Consider the following 13,848-nt stretch of genomic DNA (forward strand, 5'->3'; position numbering starts at 1 on the left):
CCGAATTAATCAGAGGTGCCTTAATATACAAGCAACCGTCATCATAATAATCACCGTTATTTAAAGGAGAACCGGATCTGCTATGCCCAGCGATCCCTCAATACCAACACTGTTTGAACGCGGCATTAACAAAGACCGCCTCGCACAGGTTCGTGAGCGTTTTTTTGCCTTGAACCGCGAACGCTTGCTGCGCACAAGAACCGTCCTTAAATCTCGGCAACAACTGGTACTGGATCTGCTTCCGTTACTCTTTCACGTCAATCACCCAGTACTGCCTGGCTATGTCGGCGCCGAAACACCTTGCGGACTCAATAATTACCAACCCAGCTCCGACACTTTGGCCAGAGTCAAAACTCACCTCTCCGCCAGTTTTGATTACCGCCGCAACAAACAACCCCAAGCCATCCACAGTATTTTTCTGATGGGCTCCTGCGGCACCGTCGCCCAATCTCCCAGCTCAGACCTGGATGTCTGGCTATGCCACCAAGCTCGCTTAAGTGAACTGGCCCGGGAGCTACTGCAGAAAAAAGCCACCGCCATTTCACGCTGGGCAGAAAGTTTAGGCCTAGAAATTCATATATTTTTGATGGAAAGCGAGCAGTTTCGTCGAGGCCAGCGCAGCCAGCTCAGTGGTGAGGCGGCAGGCACTAGCCAGCATTATTTACTACTTGATGAGTTTTATCGCAGCGCGATTTTGCTCGCCGGGCGCTATCCTGTTTGGTGGCTGGTACCACCCGAAGAAGAAATTAACTACCCCGAATACACTGCCATTTTGCGCAGTCAAGGCTTCGTCAGCCCAGAAGAGTCCATCGATTTTGGCGGCGTGGCCGACATCCCCGCGGGGGAGTTTATCGGTGCCGGGGTATGGCAGTTATACAAAGCGATTAGCGCGCCGTACAAAGCGATTTTAAAGCTCTTACTGACCGAGGCCTATGCCCGAGAATTCCCCCACGTCACCACCATCAGTATGCAATTAAAGTCCTACCTTTATCGTGTCGATAATATTACTGATTCCTTGGGCACGAATACGCTAGACGCCGACCGGCTAGACCCCTATGCCATGGTCTATCGCAAGCTGGAGCGCTATTTATCTGAGCGCAATGAGACCGCCAGGCTCGAGTTGATCAGGCGGGCCTTTTATTTCAAAACGGCCCAGCACCTCTCCAACCCCGCCGCTAACCGGCCAGAATGGCAACGTAAACTGTTAGAAAATTTAGTCACCTCGTGGCAATGGCCCAGCGAGCGGATTATGAACCTTGACACCCAGTACCGATGGAAGCTGCGCCGGGTAAGAGAAGAACACAAACTGCTCGTTACAGAACTCACCGAAAGCTACCGTTTTTTGCAGGACTTTGCGCAGCAAGTTCAAAGCCCCGCGCTTATCAACTCACAAGAAATGAACCTGCTGGGCAGAAAACTCTACGCCGCCTTTGAACGAAAACGTTTTAAGGTAGAGTGGTTAAGTCCCGGTATTACTTTGAGTTTGGCAGAAGAGCAGTTGTTTTTTAGGGCCAGTGGTTACGGTGAAAAAAGGCAGTGGCTCGTCAGCAATCACGCTATTGACGGACAAGGCCAAGACGATGTGCTCAACAGCAGCGACCACCTTTGCGCGCTACTCTGCTGGTGCCATTGCAACGGTTTGATTGGTTCACAAACACGGCTTCGCCTCGGCGGTAACCCCGGCGGTATGAATGAGCGCCAACTGTTGTTGCTCAGCCAAGATTTAAAACATCATTTGCCAGCAAAAGCCGCCGCCGGAGACCCGCTCCAACACAATGCCTTTAAAGAACCCAAAAAGCCGCACACGCTATTGGCCTACGCCAATCTTGGCCACGATGCCCTAAGCAGCCTTGGCGGTAGCGGCTCCCCCAATGCGGATAATGCCTTTCCTGTCACCTACCTCGAAATGGTCGTTATTAACAGCTGGGGCGAAGTTTCTTCCTTAGCGTTCAGCGGTCCAGAAGCGCTTATTAACGGTCTTAAAACCTACCAACAGCTGATTTTAGCTAATGGCAAAAACGGTAAGCTCTGGCATTATTTTCGCTGTTTTAACGACAGCCAAGGCAAGCTTTACAGCAATATTAAGCAACTCGCTGAAACCATCGCGCCGCTCATCAAAAACCGTGAGCCCGCCATCCGTTTTGTGCTGAAACTCAGCAATGGTTATTACACGCTTTACCGTCAAGACGATGAGTTACATGCCCTGCATGCACCCGATTACCCTAGCCTGATTCAAAGCCTTGGTCGACGGCAGTCACAATACAGCCCCATCATATTAGAACAACACTGCCTGCCAGACTCAGCCCTCAAAACCGTGCTCGCCCACACTCAGCCTGATGCCTGCCAAGTTTTTTTAATAAAAGATGGCACTGGTGTCGAGGTATTTATCAGCGATGAGAAAGCCTCGCTCACTCAGTTTTCATACCCGCATATTACCGTTAGCGAGCTGACACCTGCGCTAGCGCTGTTTTTAACCCGAATCAAAATTGAGCAAGGTGCCGAACACCAAATAAGCGTTTTTTTGTTGCATAGAGAACTACTGCAATGGCGCGCCGAAAATATCAGTACTCAAGGTGAGATTACACTTCCTTTTATCATTGATGCTACCGCCGCCCCCCATCAAAGCGGGCGCTCGGTATTTGATATCACCTGTAACGGTGAGCTATTCCGCTTTGCTGAATACGGGCCAAAGCAACTTAAAGCCGTGGCAGAGGCGCTACTCAAACAGGCACATCCTGATCAAGTTCTCACTGCTCCCCGAGTCTGGCTTCGCACGCTGTCACTGGGCGAGCAACAACTTCAGAGTAGTGTCTATTTACGCTACAAACGACACCTGGAAGAACTGCTCCAAGCCGTTATCGCAGAACCCTCGCAATAACGAGGCTTTTAAAAACGACTTGTCCCTCGCGACACGCTTCCACTGCAAACAGCATCGTCATCCCGGACGCGATAGCGAGCCGGGATCCAGCTGCTCGGAGGAACGTTTTACCCCCGGCGTGAGTTCAAAGTGCGGCGGTTTTCTGGATACCGGCTCGGAGGCCGGTATGACGAAGCTCGGGAGAACTTTTTACCCTCGGCGTGAGTTCAAAGTGTGGCGGTTTTCTGGATACCGGCTCGGAGGCCGGTATGACAACCAAACAACACCGTCATCCCGGACGCGCAGCGAGCCGGGATCCAGCTGCTCGGAGGAACGTTTTACCCCCTGGGGGGGATTCAAAGCGCGGTGGCTTTCTGGATACCGGCTCAGAGGCCGGTATGACGAACCAAACAACACCGTCATCCTGGACGCGCAGCGAGCCGGGATCCAGCTGCTCGGAGAACGTTTTACCCCCGGCGGGAGCTCAAAGTGCGGTGGCTTTCTGGATACCGGCTCGGAGGCCGGTATGACGACATGATGAGAATCGACGACATACTCACCCTGCTCTGCAAATACGAACGCTGCAGGATAATACCCTCACACCGTCATCCCGGACGCGCAGCGAGCCGGGATCCAGTTGCTCGGAGAACGTTTTACCCCCGGCGGGAGTTCAAAGTGCGGTGGCTTTCTGGATACCGGCTCGGAGGCCGGTATGACGACATGGGGAGAATCGACGACATACTCACCCTGCTCTGCAATTACGAACGCAGCAGGGCGGCACCTTCCACCCCACCATGCCCAAAGCCACATCACATTCCAAACAACACCGGCATCCCAGACACCACAAGATAGCCCCCTCTTCGTCATCTCGACCACTGCAGGATAATACCCTCACATCGTCATCCCGGACGCGCAGCGAGCCGGGATCCAGCTGCTCGGGGAGCGTTTTACCCCCCCGCGGGAGTTCAAAGTGCGGTGGCTTTCTGGATACCGGCTCGGAGGCCGGTATGACGACATGGAGAGAATCGACGACATACTCACCCTGCTCTGCAATTACGAACGCAGTAGGATGGCACCTTCCACCCCACCATGCCCAAAGCCACATCACATTCCAAACAACATCGTCACCCCGGACGCGATAGCAAGCCGGGATCCAGTTGCTCGGAGAACGTTTTACCCCCGGCGGGAATTCAAAGTGCGGCGGTTTTCTGGATACCGGCTCGGAGGCCGGTATGACGACATGGGGAGAATCGACGACATACTCACCCTGCTCTGCAATTACGAACGCAGCAGGGCGGCACCTTCCACCCCACCATGCCCAAAGCCACATCACATTCCAAACAACACCGGCATCCCAGACACCACAAGATAGCCCCCTTTTCGTCATCTCGACCACTGCAGGATAATACCCTCACATCGTCATCCCGGACGCGCGGCGAGCCGGGATCCAGTTGCTCGGGGAGCGTTTTACCCCCGGCGGGAATTCAAAGTGCGGTGGCTTTCTGGATACCGGCTCGGAGGCCGGTATGACGACATGATGAGAATCGACGACATACTCACCCTGCTCTGCAAATACGAACGCTGCAGGATAATACCCTCACACCGTCATCCCGGACGCGCAGCGAGCCGGGATCCAGTTGCTCGGAGAACGTTTTACCCCCGGCGGGAATTCAAAGTGCGGCGGTTTTCTGGATACCGGCTCGGAGGCCGGTATGACGACATGATGAGAATCGACGACATACTCACCCTGCTCTGCAATCACGAACGCTGCAGGGTGGCACCTTCCACCCCACCATGCCCAAAGCCACATCACATTCCAAACAACACCGGCATCCCAGACACCACAAGATAGCCCCCTTTTCGTCATCTCGACCACTGCAGGATAATACCCTCACACCGTCATCCCGGACGCGCAGCGAGCCGGGATCCAGCTGCTCGGGGAGCGTTTTACCCCCGGCGTGAGTTCAAAGTGCGGTGGCTTTCTGGATACCGGCTCGGAGGCCGGTATGACGACATGATGAGAATCGACGACATACTCACCCTGCTCTGCAAATACGAACGCTGCAGGATGGCACCTTCCACTCAGTCATACCCGACACCACAAGATGGCCCCTCTTCGTCATCCCGATCGCTACAGGATAATACCCTCACACCGTCATCCCGGACGCGCAGCGAGCCGGGATCCAGCTGCTCAGGGAACGTTTTACCCCCGGCGGGAGCTCAAAGCGCGGTGGCTTTCTGGATACCGGCTCGGAGGCCGGTATGACGAAGCTCAAGGGAACGTTTTACCCCCGACGGGAGCCCAAAGTGCGGTGGCTTTCTGGATACCAGCTCGGAGGCCGGTATGACGAAGCTCGGAGGCGTGAGGACGAAGTGCATAAATTCTCTAGTGGCAGGAGTGACGAAGCGCGGCGGTCATCTAAAGACGGGGTTAACGCGCGAGAAGATCGCTATGACAGGCTTAACGGAGATGCATTGAATCGGCCAGGCATAACAGCCCTTTCAGCCCAGTACCTGAGCTGGGTATAATGCCCGGCTTACTTACCCATTGGAGGCCCGCTGTGGCTGCAATTCGCCTGCTAATCTGCGCTGTTCTGCTACTGCAAGCCTGTGGTCAGACCGGGCCGCTGATTTATCCCGCCGACAAAAAAGCGGAAACAAACAAAAATTCAGCGCCCAACGCCAGCGAGCCAAATAGCCAAGAGCGCGATGATAGCTCTGCCGTCATGCCCTCCTCTTCACAATAGAGCGTTTAATGAATCCCTTTAATTACCAGAACGGTGAGCTTTACGCAGAGGCCGTCCCCCTTAGCACCATTGCCCAGCACTATGGCAGTCCTTGTTATGTGTATTCTCGCCAGTATTTTGAGCAGCGCTATTTGGAGTACGCGGAGGCGCTAAAAGGCCAAGACAGCTTGGTCTGCTATGCGGTAAAAGCCAACTCCAATATTGCAGTATTAAATGTGTTGGCCAGACTCGGCGCCGGTTTTGACCTGGTTTCTGTGGGCGAATTAGAACGGGTATTGGCCGCCGGTGGCAGCGCCGACAAGATCGTGTTCTCCGGCGTAGGTAAAACCGCCGATGAAATGCGCCGAGCATTAGACGTGGGAATTTACTGCTTTAATGTGGAATCAGAAGCTGAATTGGAGCGCTTAAACACCGTCGCGGCAGAAATGGGCAAACAAGCGCCTGTTTCCATCCGGGTCAACCCCGATGTCGATGCCAAAACCCACCCTTATATCTCTACGGGTTTAAAAGATAATAAATTTGGTATCGATTTTGAGTTGGCCCCGGCGGTTTACCAGCGTGCCGCCGCACTTCCCAACATCGCTCTTAAAGGCGTAGATTGCCATATTGGCTCCCAGCTAACCGAAACCAAGCCGTTTCTGGATGCAATGGAGCGAGTGCTGGTGCTTATCGATCAACTCGCCGAGCAAGGCATTATTTTAGAGCACCTTGATTTGGGCGGCGGCCTGGGGGTGTGTTACCGGGACGAAGTTCCACCATCAACTGCCGACTATATTGCCCAAGTGCGTCAGCAATTGGGCGATCGCAAACTCAAACTGATGTTTGAACCGGGTCGCTCGATTGCCGCCAACGCTGGCGTCTTGCTCACCAAAGTCGAATATTTAAAGCTGAATGAGCATAAGAATTTTGCCGTTATCGATGCGGCCATGAACGATATGCTCCGACCTGCGCTGTATTCTGCCTGGATGAACTTACAGCCCGTGCAGCAACGCAGCACAGCCGAGCCCCGCCATTACGATGTTGTTGGCCCAGTATGCGAAACTGGTGACTTTTTAGCCAAAGATCGTGAATTAAGTATTGAGGCCGGCGACTTACTGGCCCTGGGGTCTAGTGGAGCCTATGGATTTACCATGAGTTCCAATTACAATAGTCGTGGACGTGTCGCGGAAGTCATGGTCGATGGTGACCAGCATTATTTAATCCGCGAACGAGAAACTGTCGCCGACCTGATGCGAGGCGAAACGCTGCTTCCCTGAGCATTGCTCAGACTTAAAGCCAGCCTGCATCGATTCAGACAGCCTCTGACTTAACTCAAGTTTAAATAGAGGCTGTCTTCAGCGCCCTCGGCGAGGCGCAATAATTGGATAATACGATGCTGTTACGCTTTACCAAAATGCACGGACTGGGCAATGATTTTGTCGTCATTGACCTCATTACCCAGCGCTTCAAAATCAAGCCCCATCATATACGCAAAATTGCCGACCGCCATTTTGGCATTGGCTGCGATCAAGTATTACTGGTCGAAATTCCGACCCAGCCCGACGTCGATTTTCAGTACCGCATTTACAATGCCGAAGGTAGTGAAGTTGAACAATGCGGTAACGGCGCCCGCTGTTTTGCCCGCTTTGTTCGGGACAAAAGGCTCACCGGTAAAAAAAGCATCAAGGTTGAGACACTCGCTGGCATTCTTGAGCTGGAAGTAACCGACAATCGTCAAGTACGGGTGGATATGGGCCAACCGATTCTAGACCCTATGCGCATCCCGTTTCAGGCAGAGGAAGAACAAGCGAGCTATAGCTTGACGGTACATGATCAGCAGTGGCAAGTTGGTGCGGTCTCTATGGGCAACCCTCATGTGGTGCTACCCGTCGACGACGTTGACAACGCCCCCGTTGAAACACTCGGCCCCAGTATCGAAAGCCACAGCCGCTTTCCCCAGCGGGTTAATGTCGGCTTCGCTCAAATCGTCAATCGGCAAACACTACGGCTGCGGGTGTTTGAACGCGGCGTTGGCGAAACTCTCGCTTGTGGCACTGGCGCGTGTGCAGCCGTTGTCAGCGGTATTGTGCAAGGCCAGCTCGATAGTAAAGTCAACGTCAGCTTACCCGGCGGTGAGCTGAGTATTGAGTGGCAAGGACTGGGACAGCCCGTTATCATGACCGGGCCCGCAACCACCGTTTTTGAAGGTCAAATTCAACTATAGGACTCACCGTGGACTCTAGTCAGAAAAAAACCGAGCTTCCCAGTGAAGAGGAAGTCACTCGTTATTTACGCAACCATCCCGGCTTTTTTCTTGCTAATGAAGACTTGCTGGTAGACCTGAAGCTGTCCCACAAAACCGGTAAAGCTGTAAGCCTGTTGGAACGACAAGTTGCCCTATTGCGAGAACGCAATATGGATATGCGTAACCGTCTTAGTAAATTGCTCGATAATGCCCAACGCAACGAGCAACTCTTTGAGCAAAGTAAGGCGCTGATCTTGTCGTTGCTGGAGGCCAAGCGCGCAGATGAATTAAGCAATACCCTGTGTCGCCACTTGGTGAGTGACTTTGAGCCGGTAGATTACGCCAGCCTAATTTTATTTGCTGACCCTAACAAACTTGGCGGCAGCCAATTGCGCGTCGAAAATCCCGAGCAAGCCCGAGAGCATATTGGCGGGCTATTAGGCAGCCACAAAGCCGTCTGCGGTGTTTTGCGTCCCCAAGAACTGGGGTTTCTGTTTGGCAAACATGCTGACCATATTGGCTCTGCTGCAATTATGCCCATCAAACCCGGCAATATTGACGGCGTCATTGCCATCGCCAGCAAAGACCCCGAGCATTTTAAATCAAGTATGGGGACCTTGTTTTTGGACTATATCGTCGAAGTCGTCAACCGCAGCCTACCCAAACTAATGCGCAGCCCCTTTGGTTAATCAAGACGCCTTCATCCCGAACGTCGCAGGACTCCACACTCCGTCATACCGGAGACCAAAAGATGTCCCCTCTTCGTCATACCAGATACGCCTTCCTCTTCGCCATCCAAGACACGCCTCTCTTTTCGTCATCCCGGACACGCCTCCCTTGCCGTCATCCCGGACGCGCCCCCCCTTTTCGTCATCCCGGACGCGATAGCGAGCCGGGATCCAGCTGCCCGGAGGCACGTTTTAACACTGGCGCTAATTCAGAGTTCGGTGGCTTTCTGGATACCGGCTCGGAGGCCGGTATGACGACATGGGGAGAATCGACGATATACTCACCTTACTCGCCGCAGAACCCCACCTTCTACTCCATCACCCCGAGCGCCGCTGAATGGCACCTTCCACTCAGGCATCCCCAACACCGCAGGATAATACCCCCACTCAAGTCATCCCAGACACGCCTCCCTTTTGGTCATCCCGGACGCGACAGCGAGCCGGGATCCAGTTGCTCGGAGGCACGCTTTAACACTGGCGGTGATTCAGAGTACGGCGGCTTTCTGGATACCGGCTCGGAGGCCGGTATGACGACATGGGGAGGATCGACGATATACTCACCTTACTCTACAGTCACGCAACAGAACCCCACCGTCTACTCCGTCATCCCGAGCGCCGCAGGATAATTCCCCCACTCAGTCCTCCCAGGCACCACAAAATAACCCCTCTTCGTCATCCAAGATATGCCTCCCTTTTGGTCATCCCGGACGCGATAGCGAGCCGGGATCCAGCTGCTCGGAGAAACGTTTTAACACTGGCGCTAACTCAGAGTACGGCGGCTTTCTGGATACCGGCTCGGAGGCCGGTATGACGACATGGGGAGAATCGACGATATACTCACCTTACTCTGCAGTCACGAACGCAACAGAACCCCACCGTCTACTCCGTCATCCCGAGCGCCGCAGGATAATTCCCCCACTCAGTCCTCCCAGGCACCACAAAATAACCCCTCTTCGTCATCCAAGATACGCCTCCCTTTTGGTCATCCCGGACGCGATAGCGAGCCGGGATCCAGCTGCTCGGAGGCACGCTTTAACACTGGCGGTGATTCAGAGTACGGCGGCTTTCTGGATACCGGCTCGAGGGCCGGTATGACGACATGGGGAGAATCGACGATATTCTCACCCTACTCTACAGTCACGAACGCCGCAGGATGACACTTTCTCCTCCGTCATTCCGAGCGCCGCAGGATAATACCCCCACTCAAGTCATCCCAGACACGCCTTCCTTTTCGTCATCCCGGACGCGACAGCGAGCCGGGATCCAGCTGCTCAGGGGCACGTTTTAACACTGGCGGTGATTCAGAGTACGGTGGCTTTCTGGATACCGGCTCGGGGGCCGGTATGACGACATGGGGAGAATCGACGATATACTCACCTTACTCTGCAGTCACGAACGCCGCAGAATGACACTTTCTCCTCCGTCATTCCGAGCGCCGCAGGATAATACCCCCACTCAATTCATCCCCAACACCGCAGGATAATACCCCCCACTCAAGTCATCCCAGACACGCCTTCCTTTTCGTCATCCCGGACGCGACAGCGAGCCGGGATCCAGTTGCCCGAGACACGTTTTAACACTGGCGGTGATCAAAGTACGGCGGCTTTTTGGATACCGGCTCGGAGGCCGGTATGACGACATGGTGAGATTCGACGATATACTCACCCTACTCTGGCAGTCACGAACGCAGCAGAACCCCACCTTCTACTCCGTCATCCCGAGCGCCGCAGGATAATTCCCCCACTCAGTCCTCCCAGGCACCACAAAATAACCCCTCTTCGTCATCCAAGATACGCCTCCCTTTTGGTCATCCCGGACGCGATAGCGAGCCGGGATCCAGTTGCCCGAGACACGTTTTAACACTGGCGGTGATCAAAGTACGGCGGCTTTTTGGATACCGGCTCGGAGGCCGGTATGACGACATGGGGAGAATCGGCAAAGTTAGTAGTGAAGCCGGTATGACGATATGGGGAGATTCGGCAAAGTTAATAGTAAAGTTGCTGTTCGTTGTCTGACAACATTCCCTGGCAATGGCTGTCCATAAATCGCAACATCAATTTTAAATACTCGCCTTGTCCCCAGTGCATCATGTGATTGCCAGGAAACCAGTGCAGGTGGGATTCGGGCCAATGAGAATGCATCAACCGGACAAAACGAGGGGGCGTAAAGCGGTCTCCTGCGCCACCAATGATCATCACCTTTTCGGGATCGAGTTTGGGCTGGTAGGTTAAAGGACTATGAATGGCCATTCCCTGCCGCAGATCTAACGGGGTAATGCCACTGTGCTGGCTAATTAAGTCTAATAAATGGCCCGTGGGTTGCCAGCCGCGCATCGTATCCACCGGCGCAACCAAAGGCGAGTTGGGAATACAGAAGGCCAAGCGATGCTCAACCACTGCCATCAAGGCGCTAATATAACCACCTAAGCTCAGCCCGGTAATGCCTACACTAGGCGTACCGCGCTCAACTAAATAATTGAAGAGTACCCGTAGGTCACTCACCGCATGTAGCACTGCCTCGTTTATCTGTGAAAACCCACCCGAAAACACCCCAAAACCATTAAAGAGACGATAGCTATCCGCGCGTTTGCCATGAAACGGCAGGGTAAACATCACCACGTCATAGCCTTGATCATAAAAAGACTTTAAGGAGAAAAATACGCTATTAACGCTGTACCAGCTCTCGACCACCCCGTGCACAAAAATCATGGTGGGGCGGGGGCCTTCGGGATGACGCCAGTGCAAAGCCCGTGCTCGACGGTTGTTTTTATGACTGAGGTAGCTGGCAGTGATATCTGGATTGAGGGGTGTAAAGGGGCTATCAAAACACAGCTCCACCGCCGGAATATCTTTCGGTATGCGGGTAAAAAAAGAGGGCTTGCACTCTTCTACGTAAACATCAGCCGGGGGCTGAAACACTTGATTAATGTCCCGGGCTTCGGCCATCTCTGTATAAAAATCCAGCCAGTGACGCTCTTTGCTTCCCATCGCTCCCTTGAGCAGCTTTGGTAACATTGCCGCAGTCACCATTGCCCCTAAGCCACTGCGAAGCACCCGATCAATGGCGGCAGAGCCATAAACCTTAACCGGATACTCTGAATCCAGCTCGGTACCATCTGATTGACAGTAAAAATCTTCTGGCAAGGTTCGCCACCACGGCGGTGACTCAGTCACCAAATGAAGGGCAGATTCCCGCATAGCTATGTCCTATTACGCTCTATCTTGCGCTCAAAAGTTCACCTCTCAAACGCCCAATATATTGATTATCCATGAAAATACGATGGCAGCCTATGACCATCAGCGGCAGTTTTGTTAAGCTACGAAGTAAGCCTCACCCCCGACTCCAGCTATGACAAGCCTAAGCATTGAGCCTGTACCCAACGCGAGCAGTGTTATGCCCCTCTCCTAATCATCAGCTTTCAATCCACCGGAACGCCTCAATGAATGATGTAAAGTTAATTTGTTTTGACCTAGACGACACCCTTTGGCCCGTTAGCACAACCATCAAACAGGCAGAAGCCGTATTCTTTGAACACTTACAAAAGCTGGCCCCCAAGCTCACGGCGCAATACAGTCAAGATGCTATTCGCGCTCACCGGCTCGATTACCTAAAACACTACCCAGAGCTAAGACACAACATTAGTGCCTGGCGGCGAGAAAGCTTAACCGCGCTGCTAAAAAGTTCTGGTCATGGGCTCCATAGTGAAAGTATTGCCGAAGAGGTTTTTATACATTTTTTAGAAGCCAGACAGCTAGTTACGCCTTTTGACCACTGCGAGACCACTCTGGAAGCATTGAGCAAGAACTATCAATTAATAGGGCTGACCAATGGCAATGCTGATTTGGCAAGAATAGCGGTGGGACAACACTTTACAGCGTATTTCAGAGCAGAAGAGTTTGGGGCGAGTAAGCCAGAGCCAGCACTGTTTAAAAAAGCACTGGAAGTCGCCAACTGCTCGCCTCATCAGGCCGTTCACATTGGCGATCATATAGAAGATGACATTGGCGGCGCTAAGGCACTGGGGTTTTATACTTTACAGGCAAGACTGACAGCAAAAGCCCCTTTGCCCAGCGACGAGGCTGACGGCCATTTTGATGACTGGCGCCAGCTACCTGAGTTAATTAAAGGGCTAGGGAAGCCCGCGCTAAAAAATATCTTGATCTGAATCGCTTAGCGCACTGTGCATATAAGATTCAAGATGCTGAATTTCGCCACCTTGCGCTAAGAAATCTTCGACATCTTTTGCCAACTGATCCCGCATTCTATCGTGGGAAGTCAGCACATTTGCCGCGCCTCTATTAAGCTGTTTTTTATTTTGATAGGTATTAATACGGGATTCCATAACGCCTCCTTCAGGAACAAAGAACACCCTATACAAGAGGCTTTATACTGCTAGCCCATATCAAAAGACAACGCCGTTTTTAGTATTTTTTATTCTTAAAAAGAAAAAATTGATAGCTATTTATTGAATACCCCGAAAACGCTACTGCCACAGGCCGATCCGCATTAAAAAATCGCAAAAATTTTTACGCGACCTGCTCGCAAACAAGCTTTTTCTCCCTCGCAATCGCATACCGCCAAAGACCATGTTGCCGCCAAAATTCTGTGTTTTACACGACGAAGACTACGCTACCGCAGAAACGCGATCTTAAGGCCAACAAAGAGGTGATTAAAGAGTGTTCTGGATATTCCGCAAAAGTTTAAATTGAACAGCCGCGGATACAGAAGTAGGCTGGCCGCGAACGGGCCAGCCTGAAAGTGCTAAATAGCGTCTTCGCCGGTTTCGCCGGTACGAATACGAATAACCTGTTCTAGCTCTGTCACAAAGATTTTGCCATCACCAATCTTACCCGTGCTAGCTGCCTTGGTGACCGTATCAATAACCTTGTCTAAAAGAGAGTCGGCTACCGCAATTTCTAGCTTTACCTTTGGCAGAAAGTCCACCACATACTCCGCGCCACGATACAGTTCGGTATGGCCTTTCTGACGCCCAAAACCTTTCACTTCCGTAACCGTAACGCCTTGCACACCGATCTCAGATAGTGCAGCGCGCACATCATCCAATTTAAACGGTTTAATCACAGCACTGACTAATTTCATACCCGAACAATCCCCCTGGCGGTGTTCTTTTGTTTGACCCGCTAACTTAGCCCAGGCCCGCTGGCTTGGCAAGCCACCCTTAAGGCATCTGATTAATTATAGCGGAACGATTAATACCAAGACCCTAAACCGATTACAAGCACAGGGCACAATCGTCAATAACCCCTGAAACATAAAAAAGGGCGCTCATTG

Annotated in this window: 9 protein-coding genes; 6 read left to right on the top strand and 3 right to left on the bottom strand. The window is 52.7% G+C overall.

Annotated elements, in window-relative coordinates; genetic code table 11:
* Positions 1 to 82 precede the first annotated feature (82 nt).
* The 5 genes from IMCC21906_RS00845 (at position 83) to IMCC21906_RS00880 (ending at position 8,517) form a co-directional block, all read left to right on the top strand.
* Positions 83 to 2,878, top strand: coding sequence for a class I adenylate cyclase (locus IMCC21906_RS00845; protein WP_052763289.1), 2,796 nt, complete (start codon positions 83 to 85; stop codon positions 2,876 to 2,878).
* 2,540 nt (positions 2,879 to 5,418) lie between these two features.
* Entirely contained in the window at positions 5,419 to 5,604 is a 186-nt protein-coding gene (locus IMCC21906_RS00865) for a lipoprotein (protein ID WP_047010581.1), read from the top strand.
* Between the two features lie 8 nt (positions 5,605 to 5,612).
* On the top strand, positions 5,613 to 6,860 hold the full coding sequence (gene lysA, locus IMCC21906_RS00870) for a diaminopimelate decarboxylase (RefSeq protein ID WP_047010582.1): 1,248 nt from the start codon (positions 5,613 to 5,615) through the stop codon (positions 6,858 to 6,860).
* Between the two features lie 116 nt (positions 6,861 to 6,976).
* Complete coding sequence (gene dapF, locus IMCC21906_RS00875; RefSeq protein WP_047010583.1) at positions 6,977 to 7,807, top strand: diaminopimelate epimerase; 831 nt, start codon at positions 6,977 to 6,979, stop codon at positions 7,805 to 7,807.
* Positions 7,808 to 7,815: 8 nt separating this feature from the next.
* Positions 7,816 to 8,517, top strand: a complete 702-nt coding sequence (locus tag IMCC21906_RS00880) for a DUF484 family protein (RefSeq protein ID WP_047010584.1) — start codon at positions 7,816 to 7,818, stop codon at positions 8,515 to 8,517.
* A gap of 2,024 nt (positions 8,518 to 10,541) precedes the next feature.
* Here IMCC21906_RS00880 and IMCC21906_RS00885 read toward each other — a convergent pair.
* Positions 10,542 to 11,753 carry a S9 family peptidase gene (locus IMCC21906_RS00885; protein WP_047010585.1) on the bottom strand — a complete coding sequence of 404 codons (1,212 nt, stop codon included), beginning with the start codon at positions 11,751 to 11,753 and terminating at the stop codon, positions 10,542 to 10,544.
* Positions 11,754 to 11,995: 242 nt separating this feature from the next.
* Here IMCC21906_RS00885 and IMCC21906_RS00890 point away from each other — a divergent pair, with 242 nt between their 5' ends.
* A complete protein-coding gene (locus IMCC21906_RS00890; protein ID WP_047010586.1) occupies positions 11,996 to 12,721 on the top strand; it encodes an HAD family hydrolase in 726 nt (241 codons plus the stop codon).
* Here IMCC21906_RS00890 and IMCC21906_RS00895 read toward each other — a convergent pair.
* Positions 12,701 to 12,898 carry a hypothetical protein gene (locus IMCC21906_RS00895; RefSeq protein WP_047010587.1) on the bottom strand — a complete coding sequence of 66 codons (198 nt, stop codon included), beginning with the start codon at positions 12,896 to 12,898 and terminating at the stop codon, positions 12,701 to 12,703. The genes IMCC21906_RS00890 and IMCC21906_RS00895 overlap by 21 nt on opposite strands.
* 419 nt (positions 12,899 to 13,317) lie before the next feature.
* Positions 13,318 to 13,656, bottom strand: coding sequence for a P-II family nitrogen regulator (gene glnK, locus IMCC21906_RS00900; protein ID WP_047010588.1), 339 nt, complete (start codon positions 13,654 to 13,656; stop codon positions 13,318 to 13,320).
* Positions 13,657 to 13,848 lie beyond the last annotated feature (192 nt).

The sequence above is a fragment of the Spongiibacter sp. IMCC21906 genome, assembly GCF_001010805.1.
GTDB lineage: Bacteria > Pseudomonadota > Gammaproteobacteria > Pseudomonadales > Spongiibacteraceae > Spongiibacter.